This is a genomic window from Burkholderia pyrrocinia, assembly GCF_018417535.1.
In the GTDB taxonomy this organism is placed as follows: Bacteria; Pseudomonadota; Gammaproteobacteria; order Burkholderiales; family Burkholderiaceae; genus Burkholderia; species Burkholderia pyrrocinia_E.
Genome location: NZ_CP070978.1, coordinates 58,340 through 76,102 on the forward strand (window position 1 = coordinate 58,340; position 17,763 = coordinate 76,102).

At 68.8% G+C, this 17,763-nt stretch carries 21 protein-coding genes; 20 read left to right on the forward strand and 1 reads right to left on the reverse strand.

Annotated features, from left to right (window positions below; all coding sequences use genetic code 11):
* Nucleotides 1-10 precede the first annotated feature (10 nt).
* The 10 genes from JYG32_RS18390 (at nt 11) to JYG32_RS18435 (ending at nt 7,947) form a co-directional block, all read left to right on the forward strand.
* On the forward strand, nt 11-727 hold the full coding sequence (locus tag JYG32_RS18390) for a hypothetical protein (protein WP_213266453.1): 717 nt from the start codon (nt 11-13) through the stop codon (nt 725-727).
* A gap of 70 nt (nt 728-797) precedes the next feature.
* Nucleotides 798-1,382, forward strand: a complete 585-nt coding sequence (locus JYG32_RS18395; protein WP_213266454.1) for a YbjN domain-containing protein — start codon at nt 798-800, stop codon at nt 1,380-1,382.
* A complete protein-coding gene (locus tag JYG32_RS18400; RefSeq protein ID WP_213266455.1) occupies nt 1,379-1,849 on the forward strand; it encodes a hypothetical protein in 471 nt (156 codons plus the stop codon). Before JYG32_RS18395 ends, JYG32_RS18400 begins: the two co-directional genes overlap by 4 nt.
* Before the next feature lie 87 nt (nt 1,850-1,936).
* Nucleotides 1,937-2,827, forward strand: coding sequence for a peptidylprolyl isomerase (locus tag JYG32_RS18405; protein WP_213266456.1), 891 nt, complete (start codon nt 1,937-1,939; stop codon nt 2,825-2,827).
* Nucleotides 2,828-2,835: 8 nt separating this feature from the next.
* Nucleotides 2,836-3,666 carry a hypothetical protein gene (locus JYG32_RS18410; protein WP_213266457.1) on the forward strand — a complete coding sequence of 277 codons (831 nt, stop codon included), beginning with the start codon at nt 2,836-2,838 and terminating at the stop codon, nt 3,664-3,666.
* Nucleotides 3,667-3,712: 46 nt separating this feature from the next.
* The gene (locus JYG32_RS18415; RefSeq protein WP_213266458.1) at nt 3,713-4,096 is read left to right on the forward strand and encodes a hypothetical protein; all 384 of its coding nucleotides are present in this window, start codon (nt 3,713-3,715) and stop codon (nt 4,094-4,096) included.
* Between the two features lie 76 nt (nt 4,097-4,172).
* Nucleotides 4,173-5,588 carry a Do family serine endopeptidase gene (locus JYG32_RS18420; protein WP_213266459.1) on the forward strand — a complete coding sequence of 472 codons (1,416 nt, stop codon included), beginning with the start codon at nt 4,173-4,175 and terminating at the stop codon, nt 5,586-5,588.
* A gap of 117 nt (nt 5,589-5,705) precedes the next feature.
* Nucleotides 5,706-6,188, forward strand: coding sequence for a YbaB/EbfC family DNA-binding protein (locus tag JYG32_RS18425; RefSeq protein WP_213266460.1), 483 nt, complete (start codon nt 5,706-5,708; stop codon nt 6,186-6,188).
* Nucleotides 6,189-6,285: 97 nt separating this feature from the next.
* Nucleotides 6,286-6,765 carry a type 6 secretion system effector deamidase TecA gene (gene tecA, locus JYG32_RS18430; RefSeq protein ID WP_213266461.1) on the forward strand — a complete coding sequence of 160 codons (480 nt, stop codon included), beginning with the start codon at nt 6,286-6,288 and terminating at the stop codon, nt 6,763-6,765.
* A 288-nt stretch (nt 6,766-7,053) separates the two neighbouring features.
* Nucleotides 7,054-7,947, forward strand: a complete 894-nt coding sequence (locus JYG32_RS18435) for an IclR family transcriptional regulator (RefSeq protein ID WP_213266462.1) — start codon at nt 7,054-7,056, stop codon at nt 7,945-7,947.
* A gap of 88 nt (nt 7,948-8,035) precedes the next feature.
* Here JYG32_RS18435 and JYG32_RS18440 read toward each other — a convergent pair whose 3' ends face one another.
* On the reverse strand, nt 8,036-9,115 hold the full coding sequence (locus JYG32_RS18440) for a porin (protein WP_174384195.1): 1,080 nt from the start codon (nt 9,113-9,115) through the stop codon (nt 8,036-8,038).
* Nucleotides 9,116-9,562: 447 nt separating this feature from the next.
* Between JYG32_RS18440 and JYG32_RS18445 the strand changes: the two genes are divergently transcribed.
* From JYG32_RS18445 to JYG32_RS18490, 10 genes are all read left to right on the forward strand, one after another.
* On the forward strand, nt 9,563-9,880 hold the full coding sequence (locus JYG32_RS18445) for a non-heme iron oxygenase ferredoxin subunit (RefSeq protein WP_006489883.1): 318 nt from the start codon (nt 9,563-9,565) through the stop codon (nt 9,878-9,880).
* Between the two features lies 1 nt (nt 9,881).
* Nucleotides 9,882-10,193 (forward strand): recombinase-like helix-turn-helix domain-containing protein, encoded by a 312-nt coding sequence (locus tag JYG32_RS18450; RefSeq protein ID WP_034180372.1) that lies wholly within the window; start codon nt 9,882-9,884, stop codon nt 10,191-10,193.
* 55 nt (nt 10,194-10,248) lie between these two features.
* Nucleotides 10,249-11,319, forward strand: a complete 1,071-nt coding sequence (locus JYG32_RS18455) for an aromatic ring-hydroxylating oxygenase subunit alpha (RefSeq protein WP_174384194.1) — start codon at nt 10,249-10,251, stop codon at nt 11,317-11,319.
* A complete protein-coding gene (locus tag JYG32_RS18460; RefSeq protein ID WP_213266463.1) occupies nt 11,312-12,082 on the forward strand; it encodes an SDR family oxidoreductase in 771 nt (256 codons plus the stop codon). Before JYG32_RS18455 ends, JYG32_RS18460 begins: the two co-directional genes overlap by 8 nt.
* 29 nt (nt 12,083-12,111) lie before the next feature.
* A complete protein-coding gene (locus JYG32_RS18465; protein WP_174384192.1) occupies nt 12,112-12,639 on the forward strand; it encodes a cupin domain-containing protein in 528 nt (175 codons plus the stop codon).
* 18 nt (nt 12,640-12,657) lie between these two features.
* Complete coding sequence (locus tag JYG32_RS18470; RefSeq protein ID WP_213266464.1) at nt 12,658-13,554, forward strand: alpha/beta fold hydrolase; 897 nt, start codon at nt 12,658-12,660, stop codon at nt 13,552-13,554.
* 79 nt (nt 13,555-13,633) lie between these two features.
* Complete coding sequence (locus JYG32_RS18475; protein WP_213266465.1) at nt 13,634-14,488, forward strand: IclR family transcriptional regulator; 855 nt, start codon at nt 13,634-13,636, stop codon at nt 14,486-14,488.
* Nucleotides 14,485-15,282, forward strand: coding sequence for an SDR family oxidoreductase (locus JYG32_RS18480; RefSeq protein ID WP_174382122.1), 798 nt, complete (start codon nt 14,485-14,487; stop codon nt 15,280-15,282). Before JYG32_RS18475 ends, JYG32_RS18480 begins: the two co-directional genes overlap by 4 nt.
* Nucleotides 15,275-16,942 carry a thiamine pyrophosphate-binding protein gene (locus tag JYG32_RS18485; RefSeq protein ID WP_213266466.1) on the forward strand — a complete coding sequence of 556 codons (1,668 nt, stop codon included), beginning with the start codon at nt 15,275-15,277 and terminating at the stop codon, nt 16,940-16,942. Before JYG32_RS18480 ends, JYG32_RS18485 begins: the two co-directional genes overlap by 8 nt.
* Nucleotides 16,935-17,750 (forward strand): aspartate dehydrogenase, encoded by an 816-nt coding sequence (locus JYG32_RS18490; protein WP_213266467.1) that lies wholly within the window; start codon nt 16,935-16,937, stop codon nt 17,748-17,750. Before JYG32_RS18485 ends, JYG32_RS18490 begins: the two co-directional genes overlap by 8 nt.
* Nucleotides 17,751-17,763: the final 13 nt, after the last annotated feature.

Below are 17,763 nucleotides of genomic sequence, written 5' to 3' on the forward strand. Positions count from 1 at the left end.
GGAGCCGCGAATGAATACGACCCATCCGACCCATCGCACGCTGCTCGCAGCCGGCGTGGCCGGCGCGCTGCTGCTGGCGGCCGGCGGCGCGCACGCGCAGAGCATCGAGGACAAGCTGCGCAGCCAGTTGCGTTCGACCGTGCAGGAGCTGCGCCAGTTGCAGGACAACCAGGCGCAATTGCAGAGCGACAAGTCGGCGGCCGAGCAGCAGCGCGACGGCGCACTCGCGCAACTGAAGGCGTTGCAGGGGCAGCTTGCGGCGGCACGCGGCGATTCGGGCGCCGAAGCAGCCGCGAAGCGTGCGCTCGCGCAGGAGCGCGCGGGCCGCGAGCAGGACGCGAAGTCGCTGGCGAAATACAAGTCGTCCTACGAGGACCTGCTCGCCGTGTCGCGCGCCCGCGATGCGCAGCACACGCAACTGCAGAAGGATGTCGCCGCGCGTGACACGCAACTGACAACCTGCCGGGCACACAATGCCGAGTTGTATCGCGTGGGGCACGAGATTCTCGACGCGTACGAGCATGTCGGGATCGGCACGTTCTTCTCGTCGCGGCAGCCGTTCGCGCAGTCGGCGCGCGTGAAGTATGACGATCTCGCGCAACGCTACGGCGATGCGCTGTATGCGGGCAAGTACGACCCGGCCGAACGTCCGGCTGCCGCGGCACCGGCACCGGCACCGGCACCGGCGTCGGCATCGGCGTCGGCCGCGTCGGCGAGCGCGCAGTGAGCACCCAATGAGCGCACGGCTTGAAGCCGCACTTGAACCGATCGGTTCGTTGAATACGGAGAAGACAGACATGCAAGACAAGCAACCGAACGCCGGCGACGAACGCGCGGCACACGATGCGCCGATCGAAGCGATCAGCGCCGAGCGCCTCGCCGACGTGCTGCGCCGCGCGGGCTACCGCGTGACGGCCGCCGAGCAGAACGGCACGGTGCAATTGATGAGCGCGAGCCAGGGCATCGGCTTCGCGGTGCGCTTCGGCAATCCGGCCACGGCACTCGTGCCGCATGGCGCCGATGCGCAGGCCGCCGCGCTGCCGTATATCGACTACACGCTGTCGTGCGTGCTGCAGGTGCAGGGCGAATTGCCGGCCGAACTCGTTGCGGACTGGAACCGGACCAAGCGCTTTGCGCGTCTCGCGAGCCACGGGGCGTTTCTCGCGCTGGAGATGGACGTCGTCGTCGCGGGCGGCGTGTCCGAGCGCTACCTGCGCTCGACGATCGAGCTGTGGGATCGGTTGATCCAGGAATTCCTGCTGCACCTGCGCAACCGGCCCGCGATGGCCGAGCAGGAAGCGGCGGCGAGCGAACCGGCGGCGGTTCCGGCTGAGGCTCCGGCTTCGGCTTCGGCTGCACGCGAGGCCGTCGCGCAGTCGTGAACGCCGCTGGCAGGACCGCCGGCAGTCGCATCGCCGCCGCGCTGCGCGCGCTGTTGCCGGGGCGTCGGCTGCCGGACGCCGGGCCGACGTCCGCCACCGCCGCACCCGCCGCGTGGGTGATGTACGCGGAAGGCGTTGCGCAAGGGCTGCGGACGGTGCTCGACGGCGACGACGCGGCCGTGTGCCGGCTGCGTGCCGATGTCGGGCGTTGGGCCGACCGGCTCGCCGATATCGGCGACGACGTGCCCGCGCTGCTGGTGCGCGCATGGCTCGACCGGCGCGGGCGCGTGACGCGGGTCGCCAGCGCGCCGGCCGGGGATTCGGGGGCCGGTCATCCGGGGGCCGGCCACCCGGCGATCGATGCTGCGCTGCGCGACGCGCTGGTGGGCCGCGCGGTGGGCACGGCACCGCCGCGCGGGATGACGCAGCCGATCGTGATGCGCGTGACGCTGACGGGCATGCGCTAGCGCGGGACGGCGACGAACGGAACGACGCGGACACCGCGCGACGGACGGTGTACGCGCTTCAAAAGCAATCGAGAGGGCTGTCGAATCATGATGACGAAAGTGAAGACGCTGGCAATGCTGGCGGGCAGTCTCGCGCTGAGCGCGCCGCTTGCCGCGCACGCACAGGACGACGTGATCGCGAACGCCGCGCAGGCGTCGGTCACGCAGGCCGACATCGCGGGGCTGTTGAAGGCGGTGAGCCCCGAAGGGCGCGAACGCCTCGCGGCCGACCCCGCGGCGCTGGACCAGGTCGTGCGTTCGACGCTGGCGCAGAAGGCCGTGCTGGCCGAGGCGAAATCGAAGGGCTGGGACCAGCAGGCGCAGGTGCAGGCGGCCGTCGAGCAGGCGCAGCGCGACATCGTCGCGCGCAGCTATCTCACGTCGGTGAGTGCACCGCCGGCCGACTATCCGTCGGACGCGGAGATCCAGTCCGCGTATGACAGGAACCCTGCGGCGTTCACCGCGCCGCGCGCGCTGCACGTCGCGCAGATCTACCTCGCGGTGCCGCCGAACGCGGATGTCGCGACGCTCGACAAGGCGCGCAAGCAGGCGGCCGATCTTGCGAACCGCGCACGCAGCGGCGATTTCGCGGCACTCGCGAAGGCGAACTCGCAGGACAAGGCGAGCGCCGCGAACGGCGGCGATCTCGGCTTCGTGCCCGACTCGTTGATGTTGCCGGCCGTCCGGCAGGCGGCCGACGCGCTGAAGCCGGGCCAGGTCTCCGCGCCGATCCGGACGCCGGCCGGCTTTCACGTCGTGAAGCTGATCGACGTACGCGCGGCTGCGCCGCGCCCGCTGGCCGGCGTGAAGGAGCAGTTGCGCGCGATGCTGCGCGCGCAGCGCACGCAGCAGAATGCGCAGGCGTATCTGGCGAAGCTGGCCGCGAACGCGCCGATCAACGAAGACGCGCTGAAGAAAGCGCTCGCGTCGGCCCGGTAGGCGCACTCATGGCACCTGTCCGTTCGACGCCGCGCGTCGCGGCCCCCGACGCGCGCACGCCGGCGCGGCGTCGCCCGGCGGCCGCGTCCGACCGTCCGCGCATGCCGAAGGCGAACCCGTGGCCGGGCCGGCCCGGCGAATGGCCGACGCATTGTCCGCTTTGCTTCGGTGCGCTGGAGCCGTTGCCCGGCGCGGGAGGCTATGCGCGGCACCGGAGCGCGCGGTGCTCCGCGCAGTGCGTGCTCACGACGCGCCAGTATCAGCCGGACGAACTGACGATACGCGGCTCGCGCGATGCACCGGTCGCCGCGCTCCATCGCGAGCGCTTCATCGCGCAGTGGCCGCGTCATTACGCGCTGATGCGGCGCGCGTGGCCCGCGCTCACGATCGGCCGCTTCATCGCGGTGATCGCATGCGTGGATGTCGCGGATCTCTGGTCGTACCGGATGCTGCGCGACGACGATCTCGCGGCCGTGCTGCTCGTGCTGGCCGGCTTCCTGCGCGTGCCGGATGTGCCGGGCGCCGACGCGCCGGCCGGCGATGCGCGTGCGCCCACGGTGCGCTGGGCGCGGTTCTGGTTCGACGCGAGCGTGCGCGACGTCGGCGATCTGTGGGCGGCCGGCAGCGACGCGCCGCCGCTGTTTCGCGTCGACTATCGCGAGGCGCTCGTCACGCCGTATCCGACCGGTGCGCAGGTGCAGGCGTGGCAGCCGGTCGACGGCATGCGCGATGCCTGGTCGCAGCACGCCGATGCGCATGAACCGGCCGTCGACGCGTCCGATCGCGCGGCGGTCGAGCGCTTTCTGGCGCGCGCGCCGGCGTCGCGTGCGAGCGTGTGAGTGCGGCGGCGCGAAAGCGATGAAGCCATCACCGAAGGAGCCGCGGATGAAGATGCGACGAAACGGAATCGCGACGATCGTCTGCCTGCTGCTGGCAGCTGGCGCCCATGCGCAGGGCAGCCGCACGGCGGCGGGTGCGGCCATCCCTGCGCCGGCCAGTCCGGGTTCGGCTGCGAAGCCGGTGTGCGTCGACGCGGAAGTCGACGGCAAGCGCGCGCTGTCGTACGACTGCCTGAGCCAGCAACTGAAGCCGAAGGCCGACCCGCAGACGGGCGCATCGCAGACGGATTCGGAGCGGCTGTCGAAGCAGCCGTCGAACCGTCTCGGCACGTTCAACCTGTCGACCGAGCGGAACCGCTTCGGCTCGAACTGGGGCCGGTCGGTGACGCCGCAGCGGCCCGATGCGCCGGTCGCGGTGCCGCCGAAGTGATGCATGCGGCCGGTCGCGCGGCGCGGGCATCGATGAGCCGGCGGCGTTCCGGTGCAAACCGACGAGGATCAGCGACATGAAAGCGGGCAAGCACACGGGCCGGGCGGTGGTGCTGCGGGCGATCGCGGGCGTGTTCGCGTTCGCCTGCGCGTGCTCGACGGCACCGGCCGTGGAGCGATCCGTGCAGGCGGGGGCCGCACCGCCGACCGTCGCGCTGCCGAACTTCGCCGCGCTGGTCCGGCGCGTCGGCCCGGCCGTCGTCAACATCAGCGTCACGCGCGAAGTCACGCAGATGGGCATCCAGTTGCCGCCCGGCATCGCGCCCGATCATCCGCTCGCACCGTTTCTCGCGCGGCGCGTGATCGGCAACCGCGAGGAAGTGAGTCTCGGCTCCGGCTTCATCGTCAGTGCTGACGGCGTGATCCTGACCAACCGGCACGTGGTCGGCGATGCGGCCGACATCGACGTGAAGCTGACCGACAAGCGCCAGTTCAAGGGGCGCGTGATCGGCAGCGATCCCGTGTCCGACGTCGCGGTGATCCGCATCGACGCGCACAACCTGCCGGTCGTCGAGACCGGCGACCCCGCGCGCACGGAGGTCGGCGACTGGGTGATGGCGATCGGTTCGCCGTACGGGTTCGCGAACACGGTCACGCAGGGCATCGTCAGCGCGAAATCGCGCTCGTTGCCCGGCGAGCGCGCGATTCCGTTCATCCAGACCGACGTGCCGATCAACCCCGGTAATTCGGGCGGCCCGCTGTTCGACCTGGGCGGCCGCGTGATCGCGATCAACTCGATGATCTTCTCGAAGACGGGCGGTTATCAGGGGCTCGCGTTCGCGATCCCGATCGACATCGCGCTCGACGTGAAGGACCAGTTGCTGCGGACCGGCAAGGTCACGCGCGGCCGGCTCGGCGTGGCCGTGCAGGAAGTGAGCCAGGCGCTCGCGCGTTCGTTCGGCCTCGCGAGCCCGGACGGCGCGTTGATCACGATGGTCGAGCCGGACGGCCCGGCCGCGCATGCGGGCCTGCAGGCGGGCGACGTCGTGCTCGCGGTCGACGGCAAGCCGGTTGCCGAATCGGCGGACCTGCTCGGCACGGTCGCGGGCATGCGTGCCGGGCGGCAGGCCGACCTGCTCGTGTGGCGCGCGGGCCGGGCGATGCACGTGGTCGCGACGGTCGGCGCATTCGACAGCGGCACGGCGTCGACCGGCGGCGAGCAAGGGCCCGCGCGGTTCGGGCTCGCGCTGCGCGCGGCGACGGAACAGGAACGCCAGCGGCTCGGCGTCGGCCAGGCGCTCGTCGTCGAGCAGGCGAGCGGCCAGGCCGCCCGCGCGGGTTTGCAGCCGGGTGACATCGTGCTGTCGGTGAATGGCACGCCGGTCGCGAGCATCGGCGCGCTGATGACCGAGATCGACGCCGCGCACGGCAACGTCGCGCTGCTGGTCCAGCGCGGCGGCACGCGGCTGTATGTGCCGATCGAGATCGGGTGAGCGGGCGAAACCAGGCGGCACGAGGGCAGCACGAGGGCAATGCGAGGGCAACGCGAGGGCAACGCGAAGGCCGCGCACGAAACGGCGCGCAGGCGATTCGTCGAAACGGGAGGCGGGATGAAGCGAATGCAGGAGTGGGGCGCATCCGGATGGCTGCGGGCGATCGTCGTCGCATCGGCGCTGGCCGCGTGTGCCGCGCCGGCCGCCGCGCAGACGGCCGACGTGCCGCAGACGTGGATCCGTTACGGGCAGCTCGCCGGGCAGCAGTTCCAGGCGTGGCTCGAAGCGGACGGCGACGCGGCCGACCGGCTGCACCGCTATCTCGAGGCGCGCGTGCTGAACGCGAGCGCCGATGCGCCGCCGCCCGCGATCGTCGTGCGCGCGTGGATCGGCGCGAACGGCGCCGTCACGCGCGTCGAATTCGCGTCGCTGGGCGATCCGGACGCGGATGCGACGCTGCGGCAACTGCTCATGGCCGGCGGCCCGCTGGCCGAGCCGCCGCCGCCCGACATGCTGCAGCCGTTGCGCGTGCGCCTGCGGCTCGCGCCGAATCCTGACGCGGCCGCCGCCGCACCGGCGTCGGCCGCGCGCACGCCGTGACGCCCGGGCCGGCCGATATCGGCGGATATCGTAATAAGATATGAGGTTATTGCGTTGGCGGGGCGACGATGCCCTTTTTCCTTAAAAGGACCTACCCATGCAACTGACCCAGTTAGGCGGCCATGTCGCCCAATCCGGCTTCGCCGAAAAGCAGAAACATGCGCAAGCGCTGATGTACGGCATGGCCGACATCAACGAGTACGTATCCGGCGGCGTCTGCTACGACGCCGCGGCCTATGTCCGGTACCTGCTGCGCGGCGACGCGATGATCGCGCCCGGTGCGCTGCTCGACACGATCGGTCAGCACTGGAGGACGCGGTTCAACTTCGAGACCGGCGATCAGTGGGACGGCCACGCCAGCATTCCGGCGGGAACTGCGGTCGGTTTCTCTCGCGGCGGCAATGTCTTTCATGCCGCGATCGCGGTCGGCGGCAGCCGGATCCGGGCCGTGAACGGCGGCCGTCTGGGCAGCGGATGGATGTATGCGGTCGATCTTGCCCGGGTGCTTGAGGAGGATGCGGCCGGCGGCTTTACGTACGACCGCGCGAACATCCGGGTCCACCTGTCGCGCCTGTAGGCTACGCGGCGTCGACTACCGCGCCGGTCGCCGTCTTTCAGCCGCCCGAAGCGGGCAACGGCAGGGCGGCCGGGTTCCCGCCGTTCGGCGATTTCCGCATGGCGTTGCGCTGTCCATCGCTGCTATCCTCTCGACCGTGAAAGACTCTGCATGGGGTCGTGGATGCGCATGCGGCATCGCGGCGAAGCGCACGGGTGCGAGCCTGCGCGCGCGCTGGAGTAGCATGACTGAATATCCACGACGTTCCATGACCTGTTTCGTGACTGATTTCCTTCCGTCCATGTCCACATGGTCAAGACAACGATGAGCGGTGCACCCGATCCTGCCGCTACCGGCGACGACGAATCGTCCGGCGGCGCTTCGTCCTATCTGGTGCCGGGGCTCGAACGCGGGCTGCGAATCCTCGCCGAATTCTCGGCGCGCGAGCCTGTGCTCGGCGCGCCCGAGCTGTCGAAGCGCATCGGCATCCCGCGCACGACCACGTTCCGCCTGCTGCAGACGCTCGAGGCGCTCGGTTTCCTCGAGCGCGTGAACGGCGACCGTTATTTCCGCCTCGGCGTCGGCGTGCTGCGGCTCGGCTTCGAATACCTGAACTCGCTCGAGCTGACCGATCTCGGCGCGCCCGTGCTCGAACGGCTGCGCGATTCCACCGGCTTCTCGACGCACCTGCTGATCCGCGACCAGCGCGACGTCGTGTTCGTCGCGAAGGCGCAGAGCAATGCGTCGATGTTCGGTTCGGTGAAGGTGCATGTCGGCACGCGCTTGCCGGCGCATGCGACCGTGCACGGCCACGTGCTGATGGGCGACCTGACGCGCGACGCGCTGCGCCAGCTCTATCCGGAAAAGCGGCTCGAGCAGTTCACCGAGCGCACGCCGGGCACCGTCGACGAACTGTACGAACGCGTGCGCCATTACGCGCGGCTCGGTTATGCGGTCAGCGAGGCGGCGTTCGAAAGCGGCATCTCGGCCGTGACCGCGCCCGTGCGCGATCATTCGGGCTCGATCGTCGCGGCGATCACGGCGACGGTGCCGCGCTCGGAGATCGGCGAGGCCGGCGAGAAGGAACGGCTCGTCGAAGCCGTGTGCGGCGCGGCGGTCGACCTGTCGCAGCGCCTGAACTACCGTCCGCTCGAAAGCGACCCGACGTTCGCGCACGCGCGCCACAAGGTCGCGATGTTCTGACGCGCGGGCGACGCATCCGGCTTCGTAAACGACAAGAGCGGCCCGAGGGCCGCTCTTGTCGTTTCGGATGCCGAACGCCCGAAACCGCTCAGAACGAGTGGTGAATCCCGGTGAGCACGATCACCTGGTTCGCGGTGCTCGATACGCCGGCCGTGAAGAACGCGGCCTTCGCGCCGCCCGAACCGTGTTCATACAACACGTTCGCATAGAGCTGCGTGCGCTTCGACAGCGCATAGATGTCGCCGAGCTCGACCTGCGTCCAGCGGCGGCCGGCCAGCGTCGTGGTCGCCGCGCCGCCCGCGATCGTGTTGAACGCGCTGCTGCGGTAGTTCACGCCTGCGTCATAGCTCTGGAACGTATCCGAATGGCCGTTCGACTGCATCTTCGTGCGCGTGTAGAGGCCGTGCACGAGGAAGTCGCCGAACTGGTACGACGCGCCCGCGCCGATGTTCTCGACCTTGTTCGCGATATAGCCGTTCGCGGTGTTCTGCCCCTGGAACGAAGCGATGCCCGTCTGGCCGATCAGGATCGAGCGGTCGTGTTCGTTCGAGTAGACGGCCGACGCCTTGAACGGCCCGTTCGCATAGTTCAGCGCGACGCCGACCGACTTGCCGGTCGAGAAGTTCGTCGTGTTGCCGAGCGCCAGCGTCGCCGCGGCCGAGAAGCCCGCGTAGGTCGGCGAACGGTACTTCACCGAATTGTTGTACGGCACGTTGCCGGTCGCGGCGAGTCCGTCGATGTTGCCGGGGTGGAATGCGTACCAGCTCAGCGCGAGGTAGGCCGTGCTGAGCGGATCGAGATAGTCGAACGACAGCGGCGTCTGGCGGCCGAGCGTCAGCGTGCCGTAGCGCTCCGAGCTGAGGCCGACGAATGCCGCGCGGTTCCAGATCGTGTTCGCGGTCGCGAACTGGCCGTTGTTCGTATAGAAGCCGTTTTCGAGCTGGAAGATCGCCGACAGGCCGTCGCCGAGGTCTTCCTTGCCTTTCAGGCCCCACCGATCGGGCTGCGTGTTGCCCTGGATCATCGCCCACTTCGCGTGGCCGCCGACGTTGTTCACGTACGCGATGCCCGCATCCAGGCTGCCGTACAGCACCACGCTGCTCTGTGCCCACGCGCCCGACACGGCGCCCAATCCGATCACTGCTGCTGCTACCGCATGCTTGACCATTTGATCTCCTGACTCTCCAACCTGATGAAAACGTGCCGTGGCGGCATGCGTAGGGACGGCCGGCCGTCACGCGTGTTCCACTGCCGGATGGGCATTTTGTATGTTCCATATAAGGAACAATGTGCCTCTGGTGGAATGAAGTATAGAGGTGTCATGTCCGTGATCAAAAATAATTTTTTCGGGACGGATGGGCTCCGGGACGATGTCCGGGACCGGTGCGCGAAGCCCGTAAAAAGGGTATAACTCCCCGACACACAACAACAAATTACATTTGATGCGGTAGATGGAGGTGATCGCCGACTCGACGGTCGGTGTTTTCCCTAGGGCATGCAGCTTTTTGTTTTACTCATGGAAAGTCGCTCCTATAATCACCATCCATAAACTGATGTTCCTGATATGGAACAAGCGACAAGCAAACCGAGAGTCGATCAGAAGGAAGGGTGTGAGATGTCTGAACAATGGATTTGCGCCGGGCACGCCGGCGCGCTGTCGGAAGACACGCCGATCGAGTTCAAGCGGACCGACGGCGTCGAAATCGGGATCTACCGCGTCGGCGACGACGTGTATGCGCTCGAGAACGTGTGCCCGCATGCGTACGCGCTGCTGACGCAGGGGTTCGTCGACGAAGGCACGGTCGAATGCCCGCTGCACGAGGCCGTGTTCGACATCAAGACGGGCGAATGCCTGAAGGGTCCGGGCGGACGCGCGCTGAAGCAGTACGCGGTGCGCCTCGCCGGCGAGGAAATCCAGATCAAGGTGGAATGACATGAAAGAAGCGACCGTCAACTTCAATCCCTTCCTGAAGCCGTGGGTGGCGCCTCAGCCGAACAACGTCGCCGGCAAGGGGCAGATCGAGATCCCCGGTCAGGTCGAGAACCGGATCTGGCAGAACCGCAAGGCCGAGCCGACCCAGTACGAGAACGACCTCGGCGATGCGCTCGAACGCGTGTTCGAAGCCGGCGCGACCGAGCTGGACGACGTCGTCGCGGGCCTGAACCGCATCGGCTTCCGCGCGCCGGACGGCACGCCGTGGACACCGGAGCGCTTCCGCGCCGAAATGGCCGCGCTCGCGGAATGACCGCGCCGAGCGCGTGACCCGCCGACCCGACGACAACCGCATCCGGAGCACACTGATGACGTCCCCCGCACAACACGCTTCCCAACACGACCCGGTCCGTGACTATCTCGACCGCGGCATCAAGAACTACTGGTATCCCGTCGCGCCGAGCTGGCAGGTGTCGAATGCCCCCGTCGGCCTGACGCGCCTGTCCGAGCAGATCGTGCTGTGGCGCGATCACGACGGCAAGGTTCACGCACTCGAAGATCGCTGCCCGCACCGCGGCGCGCGGCTGTCGCTCGGCTGGAACCTCGGCGGCAGCATCGCCTGCTGGTATCACGGCATCGAGATCGGCGGTGACGGCACGGTCGACAAGGTGCCGGCCGTCGCGAACTGCCCGCTCGAAGGCATGAAGTGCGTGAAGTCCTATCCGGTCGAAGAGAAGGCCGGCGCGATCTTCCTGTGGTTCGGCGACGAAGCGCACGGCGAGCCGGCGCCGCTGAACCTGCCCGAGGAACTGGTCGCCGACGAGTACGGCCACTTCCTGTGCGTGTCGAACTGGAAGTGCAATTACCAGTACGCGATCGACAACGTAATGGACCCGATGCACGGCGCGTACCTGCACGCGACGTCGCACTCGATGGCCGAAGGCGACAAGCAGGCCGACATGCGCGTGCGCAAGACGGAAACCGGCCTGATGTTCGAGAAGATCGGCCAGCGCGACGTGAACTTCGACTGGGTCGAGCTCGGCGAAACCGGCTGCCTGTGGATGCGTCTCGCGATTCCGTACAAGCAGAAGTTCGGCCCGGGCGGCAACTTCGGGATCATCGGCTTCGCGACGCCGGTCGACGGCGACAACTGCCAGGTCTACTTCTGGCGCACGCGCAAGGTCAGCGGCTGGCAGCGCGACGTGTGGCGCTTCATGTACCGCAACCGCCTCGAAGGGCTGCACTGGGACGTGCTCGAGCAGGACCGCTACGTCCTCGAAAGCCTCGCGCCGCAGGCGCGCGATCACGAATACCTGTACCAGCACGACGTCGGCATCACGCGCGTGCGCCGGATGCTGCGCCAGCGCGCGCAGGAACACCTGACCGCGCTTGATGCGCATCGCGCGACGCAGGCCGCTTCGGAGCCCGCGAATGGTTGAGTCCGCTCCGGTCGTGTCGCTCGCGGGGCGCCGCGTGCTCGTCACCGGCGGCGCGCGCGGTCTCGGCGCGGCGTTCGTGAAGGCGCTCGTCGCCGCGGGCGCGCGGGTCGCATTCGGCGACGTGCTGGCCGACGAAGGCCGCGCGCTCGCCGCGCAGCTTGCGCAAGCCGGCCATGCCGCACATTTCTTCGCGCTCGACCTGGCCGATCCGGCCAGCATCGACGCATTCGTCGCGCAGGGCGCGGCGGCGCTCGGCGGCATCGACGCGCTGATCAACAACGCGGCGATCACGAACTCGGGCGGCAAGCTGTCGACGGAGCTCGACGTGTCGACGTGGGACGCCGTGATGAACGTGAACGTGCGCGGCGTGTGGCTCGTCAGCAATGCGGCGCTGCCGCACCTCGCGAAGTCGGGGCGCGGCGCGATCGTGAACCTTGCATCGGACACCGCGTTGTGGGGTGCGCCGAGGCTGCTCGCGTACGTCGCGAGCAAGGGCGCGGTGATCGCGATGACGCATGCGCAGGCGCGCGAGTTCGGCGCGCACGGCGTGACGGTCAACGCGATCGCGCCGGGGCTGACCGAAGTCGAGGCAACCGCCTACGTGCCGGCCGAGCGTCACGCGTTCTACATGCAGGGCCGCGCGCTGACGCGCACACAGGTGCCCGACGACGTGACGGGCCCCGTGCTGTTCCTGCTGTCGGACGGCGCGCGCTTCGTGACGGGCCAACTGCTGCCGGTGAACGGCGGCTTCGTAATGAATTGATGTTTTCACCCTTGATGAAGGAGTTGACGATGGCGGACGCCGATCTCGAACGCAAGTCGTGGGACCAGCCGGAAGGCGCAAGCTTCAACGACTGGATGGAAGGGCGCGTGGCGCGCTACGCGACGCGGCGCTACGACTGGGACGCACTGAAGTTCCAGGCCGACTACGACCCGAAGTACCGCCGTGCGCAGATGCGCTATGTCGGCACCGGCGGCACGGGCGTCGCGAAGGACGTCAACACGGTGCCGGCCGGCAACTTCACGTTCTCGACGATGGTCATCCCGGCCGGCAACATCGGCCCGAGCCACATCCACATCGACGTCGAGGAAATCTTCTTCGTGCTGCGCGGCAAGATGAAGGTGATCTGCGAGCGCGACGGGCAGACGTGGGAAGCGATCCTCGGCGAGCGCGACCTGATCTCGGTGCCGCCCGGCGTGTATCGCACGGAAATCAACATCGGCGAGGAAGACGCGCTGATGTGCGTGATGCTCGGTTCGTCGACGCCCATCACGCCGACCTATCCGCCCGATTCGCCGCTCGCGAAGATCAAGCGTTGAGACGGGGCAGGTGAAGCAATGAGTGTCATCGACAAACGTGAACGCGACCGCACCGCGGCGTTCGCCGCGCTGCTCGGGCAGTTTCCCGAGCAGCGTTGCGCAGCCGGCGCGGCGGGCACGATCGGTTATCGCGAGGCCGGCGCGCAGCATGCGGGCCGCGCGCTGCCCGTCGTGCTGCTGCACGGGATCGGCTCGGGCGCCGCATCGTGGGTGCGCCAGCTCGACGCGCTCGGCGCATCGCGGCGCGTGCTCGCGTGGGATGCGCCCGGTTACGGCGTATCGACGCCCGTGCACGGCGCGTCGCCGGCCGCCGCCGATTACGCGGCGTCGCTGAACGCGTGGCTCGAGGCACTCGGCATCGAGCGCTGCGTGCTGGTCGGGCATTCGCTCGGCGCGATCGTCGCGGGCGGTCTCGCCCGCGCGATGCCCGCGCGGATCGCCGGCCTGCTGCTGGTGTCGCCCGCGGGCGGCTACGGCAGTGCGCCCGCCGAAACGCGCGAATCGCGCCGCGACGCGCGGCTCGCGATGCTCGCGGAACTTGGCCCGGCCGGGCTCGCCGAGCAGCGCAGCGGCAACATGCTGTCCGGTTTCGCGAGCGAGGATGCCCGCGCGTGGGTGCGCTGGAACATGGCGCGCATCGTGCCGGCCGGTTATGCGCAGGCCACGCATCTGCTCGCGAACGCCGATCTCGCGACCGATCTCGCCGGTTTTCGCGGCCGCACGGCGGTGGCCGTCGGCGCGAACGACGCGATCACGCCGCCTGCCGCATGCGAGCGGATCGCCGCGGCCGCGCATGTCGGGCTGCAGGTGATTCCGCAGGCAGGCCATGCCGGTTACGTGGAAGCGCCGGCCGTTTATTCCGCACTGATCGACACGTTCTGCCGTCAGTGCGATACGCAGCGAGGGCTGGGATGAACGACCCCCACGCTCGCATTTGTTCGCTGCCACCCGAGGGGGCGGATGCCGCCTTTGAGGCGGCGCGGCGGGAGGCATCATGAGTGAACCGCTGCAACAAGAAGCCGAAAACGGCAAGGCCGAGGCCGGCTACGTGGTGCCGGGCCTCGAGCGCGGGCTGCGGATTCTCGCCGAGTTCTCGCCGCGCGAGCCCGTGCTGGGCGCGCCCGAGTTGTCGAAGCGGCTCGGCATTCCGCGCACGACGGTGTTCCGTCTGCTGCAGACGCTCGAGTCGCTCGGCTTCCTCGAGCGGGCGGACAAGGATCGCAACTACAAGCTTGGCATCGCCGTGCTGCGGCTCGGCTTCGAATACCTGAGCTCGCTGGAGCTGACCGATCTCGGCCTGCCGGTGATCGAGAGCCTGCGCGACGCGACCGGCTTCACGACGCACATCGTGATCCGCGACGGCCGCGACGTCGTGTTCGTCGCGAAAGCGCAGAGCCAGGCGCCGGTGTTCAGCTCGATCCGCGTGAACGTCGGCACCCGCTTGCCCGCGCATGCGACGACGCACGGCCATGTGCTGATGGGCGACCTGTCGCTGAAGGAGCTGCGCGCGCTGTATCCGCAAGGCACGCTGAACCGGATGACGAACGCGACGCCGGAGACGGTCGATGCGCTGTACGAAGTGATCCGCGAGGATGCGCTGCGCGGCTATGGCGTCAGCAACTCGTCGTTCGAGCGCGGCATCTCGGTGGTCACGGCGCCCGTGCGCAACGAGACGCAGAAGATCGTCGCGTGCATCACGGTGACGGTGCCGCGGCCGGAGATCGATGCGGCGCTGATCGCGGACGGGTTGATCGACAAGGTGCAGCGCGCGGCGGCGGAACTGTCGCGGCGGCTCAATTACCGCTCGGATGACGAGCACACGTTTCTTAAGGCGTTAGGACTCCGATGATTGAGATCGATCTGACCGGGCAGGTTGCGGTGGTGACGGGCGGTTCGTCCGGCATCGGCCTCGCGACCGCCGAACGGTTCCTGCAGGCCGGCGCATCGGTCGCGATTTGCGGCCGCGACAGCGACCGCCTCGCACGCGCCGCGGCGATGCTCGGCGAAAAATATCCGGGCGCGCAACTGCTCGCCGAGCGCTGCAACGTGCTCGACGAAGCCGACGTGGCCGCGTTCGCGCAAGCGGTGTCCGCCCGCTTCGGCCGTGCCGACATGCTGGTGAACAACGCAGGCCAGGGCCGCGTGTCGACCTTCGCCGATACGACCGACGACGCGTGGCGCGAAGAGCTCGAACTGAAGTACTTCAGCATCATCCGCCCGACGCGCGCGTTCCTGCCGCTGCTGCGCGATGCGGCCGCGCCGACGATCACCTGCGTGAACTCGCTGCTCGCGCTGCAGCCCGAGCCGCACATGGTCGCGACGTCGTCGGCACGTGCGGGCGTGCTGAGCCTCGTGAAGTCGCTCGCGACCGAACTGGCGCCGCAGCGCATCCGCGTGAACTCGATCCTGATCGGCATCGTCGAGTCCGGCCAGTGGCGCCGCCGCTACGAAGCGCAGGCGCAAGCCGGCGAAAGCTGGGAAGACTGGACGGGTGCGCTCGCGCGCAAGAAGCACATTCCGCTGAATCGCTTCGGCAAGCCCGACGAGGCCGCCTGGGCACTTTTTTATCTCGCAACGCATCTGTCGTCCTATACGACGGGCAGCCATATCGACGTTTCTGGAGGCTTTGCACGCCATGTCTGAAAAAACCACGGTTGGCGAGCTGATTGCCGCCTTTCTCGAGCAGTGCGGCGTCAAAACCGCATTCGGTGTCATCTCGATCCACAACATGCCGATCCTCGACGCGATCAACTCGCGCGGCAACATCCGGTATGTCGGCGCGCGCGGCGAAGCCGGCGCGGTGAACATGGCCGACGGCCTGGCCCGCGTGTCGGGCGGCCTCGGCGTCGCGTTCACGAGCACGGGCACGGCGGCGGGCAACGCGGCCGGCGCGATGGTCGAGGCACTGACGGCCGGCACCGCGATGCTGCACATCACGGGGCAGATCGAGACGCCGTACCTCGACCAGGATCTCGCGTACATCCACGAAGCGCCCGACCAGTTGACGATGCTGGACGCGATCTCGAAGGCCGCGTTCCGCGTGCGCACGGTCGAGACCGTGCTGCCGACGATCCGCGAAGCCGTGCGCATCGCGCAGACCGCGCCGACGGGCCCCGTGTCGGTCGAGATTCCGATCGACATCCAGGCTGCCGAAATCGAATGGCCGGAAGACCTCGCGCCCGCGCACATCACGGTGCGCGAGCACGATGCCGCGCGCGTCGCGAAGCTCGCCGACGCGCTCGCGGCCAAGCGTCGCCCGCTGCTGTGGCTCGGCGGCGGCGCGCGTCACGCCCGCGAGGAAGTCGAACGCCTCGTGAAGCTCGGTTTCGGCGTCGTGACGAGCGTGCAGGGCCGCGGCGTGCTGCCCGAGGATCATCCGGCGACGCTCGGCGCGTTCAACGTGCACGCGTCCGTCGAAGCGTTCTACAAGACCTGCGACGCGCTCGTCGTGGTCGGCTCGCGCCTGCGCGGCAACGAGACGCTGAAATACAAGCTCGCGCTGCCGCAGCCGCTGTTCCGCGTCGATGCCGACGCGCTCGCCGACAACCGCGGCTACCGCAACGAGTTGTTCGTGCACGGCGATTCGAAGCGCGTGCTGGCCGAACTCGCCGACCGCCTCGAAGGCCGCCTGTCGGTCGATCCGCAGTTCGCGTCCGACCTCGCGGCGGCCCGCGAGCAGGCAGTCGCGGATGTGTCGACGGGCCTCGGGCCCTACAAGCAGCTCGTCGATACGCTGCAGGGCGCCGTCGGCCGCGACTACAACTGGGTGCGCGACGTGACGATCTCGAACAGCACGTGGGGCAACCGCCTGCTGAAGATCTTCGAACCGCGCGCGGGCGTGCATGCGCTCGGCGGCGGCATCGGCCAGGGGATTCAGATGGGCATCGGCGCGGCGCTGGCGGACGCCGCCGCGAAGACGGTCTGCCTCGTCGGCGACGGCGGCCTGATGGTCAACGTCGGCGAGCTCGTGACGGCCGTGCAGGAAAACGCGAACGTGATGATCGTGCTGATGAACGACCAGTGCTACGGCGTGATCCGCAACATCCAGGATGCGCACTACGGTGGCCGCCGCTGCTTCGTGCAATTGCACCAGCCCGATTTCGCGCAGTTCTGCGCGAGCTTCGGCCTCACGCACTACCGGATCACGTCGCTCGACCAGGCCGAAGCGATCGTGCGCGACGGGATGGCGAAGGAAGGGCCGGTGATGGTCGAAGTCGACATGCTGTCGGTCGGCTCGTTCGCATCGTCGTTCGCAGGCCCGCCGGTCAAGAAGGAAGCGCTGTCGGAGCGCCAGTATGCGTAACGCGCACGCACCCGTCGACGTCGTGATGATCGGCTTCGGCGCGATCGGCGCGGCCGTGTACCACGCGGTCGAGCACGATGCGTCGCTGAGCATCACGCACGTGATCGTGCCCGAACACCAGCGCGCCGCGGTGCAGAGTGTGCTGGGCGGCGCGGTGGAGGTCGTGTCGTCGGTCGACGCGCTTGCCCGCCGCCCCGGGTTCGCGCTCGAATGCGCGGGCCACAGTGCGCTCGTCGATCACGTCGTGCCGCTCTTGAAGGCCGGCACCGACTGCGCGGTCGCATCGATCGGCGCGCTGTCCGATCTCGCGCTGCTCGATGTGCTGTCGCAGGCCGCCGACGAAGGCGACGCGACGCTGACGCTGCTGTCCGGCGCGATCGGCGGCATCGATGCACTGGCTTCCGCGAAGCAGGGCGGGCTCGACGAAGTGCTGTACGTCGGCCGCAAGCCGCCGCTCGGCTGGCTCGGCACGCCGGCCGAGGAACTGTGCGACCTGCGCGCGATGACCGAAGAGAAGGTGATCTTCGAAGGCACCGCGCGCGACGCCGCGCGGCTGTATCCGAAGAACGCGAACGTCGCGGCGACCGTCGCGCTGGCAGGCCTCGGCCTCGACGCGACGCGCGTGCGCCTGATCGCCGATCCGGCCGTCGCGCGCAACGTGCACCGCATTTCCGCACGCGGCGCATTCGGCGAGATGTCGCTGGAAATGAGCGGCAAGCCGCTGCCCGACAACCCGAAGACGTCCGCGCTGACGGCGTTCTGCGCGATCCGCGCGCTGCGCAACCGCGCGGCCCGCTGCGTGATCTGAGCGGCGCTTCGGG

Excerpts from the sequence above, each read along its gene's own strand:
- JYG32_RS18390 (WP_213266453.1), top strand. The coding sequence starts at position 11 with ATGAATACGACCCATCCGACCCATCGCACGCTGCTCGCAGCCGGCGTG.
- JYG32_RS18395 (WP_213266454.1), top strand. The coding sequence starts at position 798 with ATGCAAGACAAGCAACCGAACGCCGGCGACGAACGCGCGGCACACGAT.
- JYG32_RS18405 (WP_213266456.1), top strand. The coding sequence starts at position 1,937 with ATGATGACGAAAGTGAAGACGCTGGCAATGCTGGCGGGCAGTCTCGCG.
- JYG32_RS18410 (WP_213266457.1), top strand. The coding sequence starts at position 2,836 with ATGGCACCTGTCCGTTCGACGCCGCGCGTCGCGGCCCCCGACGCGCGC.
- JYG32_RS18415 (WP_213266458.1), top strand. The coding sequence starts at position 3,713 with ATGAAGATGCGACGAAACGGAATCGCGACGATCGTCTGCCTGCTGCTG.
- JYG32_RS18420 (WP_213266459.1), top strand. The coding sequence starts at position 4,173 with ATGAAAGCGGGCAAGCACACGGGCCGGGCGGTGGTGCTGCGGGCGATC.
- JYG32_RS18425 (WP_213266460.1), top strand. The coding sequence starts at position 5,706 with ATGAAGCGAATGCAGGAGTGGGGCGCATCCGGATGGCTGCGGGCGATC.
- tecA (WP_213266461.1), top strand. The coding sequence starts at position 6,286 with ATGCAACTGACCCAGTTAGGCGGCCATGTCGCCCAATCCGGCTTCGCC.
- JYG32_RS18435 (WP_213266462.1), top strand. The coding sequence starts at position 7,054 with ATGGTCAAGACAACGATGAGCGGTGCACCCGATCCTGCCGCTACCGGC.
- JYG32_RS18440 (WP_174384195.1), bottom strand. The coding sequence starts at position 9,115 with ATGGTCAAGCATGCGGTAGCAGCAGCAGTGATCGGATTGGGCGCCGTG.
- JYG32_RS18445 (WP_006489883.1), top strand. The coding sequence starts at position 9,563 with ATGTCTGAACAATGGATTTGCGCCGGGCACGCCGGCGCGCTGTCGGAA.
- JYG32_RS18450 (WP_034180372.1), top strand. The coding sequence starts at position 9,882 with ATGAAAGAAGCGACCGTCAACTTCAATCCCTTCCTGAAGCCGTGGGTG.
- JYG32_RS18455 (WP_174384194.1), top strand. The coding sequence starts at position 10,249 with ATGACGTCCCCCGCACAACACGCTTCCCAACACGACCCGGTCCGTGAC.
- JYG32_RS18460 (WP_213266463.1), top strand. The coding sequence starts at position 11,312 with ATGGTTGAGTCCGCTCCGGTCGTGTCGCTCGCGGGGCGCCGCGTGCTC.
- JYG32_RS18465 (WP_174384192.1), top strand. The coding sequence starts at position 12,112 with ATGGCGGACGCCGATCTCGAACGCAAGTCGTGGGACCAGCCGGAAGGC.
- JYG32_RS18470 (WP_213266464.1), top strand. The coding sequence starts at position 12,658 with ATGAGTGTCATCGACAAACGTGAACGCGACCGCACCGCGGCGTTCGCC.
- JYG32_RS18475 (WP_213266465.1), top strand. The coding sequence starts at position 13,634 with ATGAGTGAACCGCTGCAACAAGAAGCCGAAAACGGCAAGGCCGAGGCC.
- JYG32_RS18480 (WP_174382122.1), top strand. The coding sequence starts at position 14,485 with ATGATTGAGATCGATCTGACCGGGCAGGTTGCGGTGGTGACGGGCGGT.
- JYG32_RS18485 (WP_213266466.1), top strand. The coding sequence starts at position 15,275 with ATGTCTGAAAAAACCACGGTTGGCGAGCTGATTGCCGCCTTTCTCGAG.
- JYG32_RS18490 (WP_213266467.1), top strand. The coding sequence starts at position 16,935 with ATGCGTAACGCGCACGCACCCGTCGACGTCGTGATGATCGGCTTCGGC.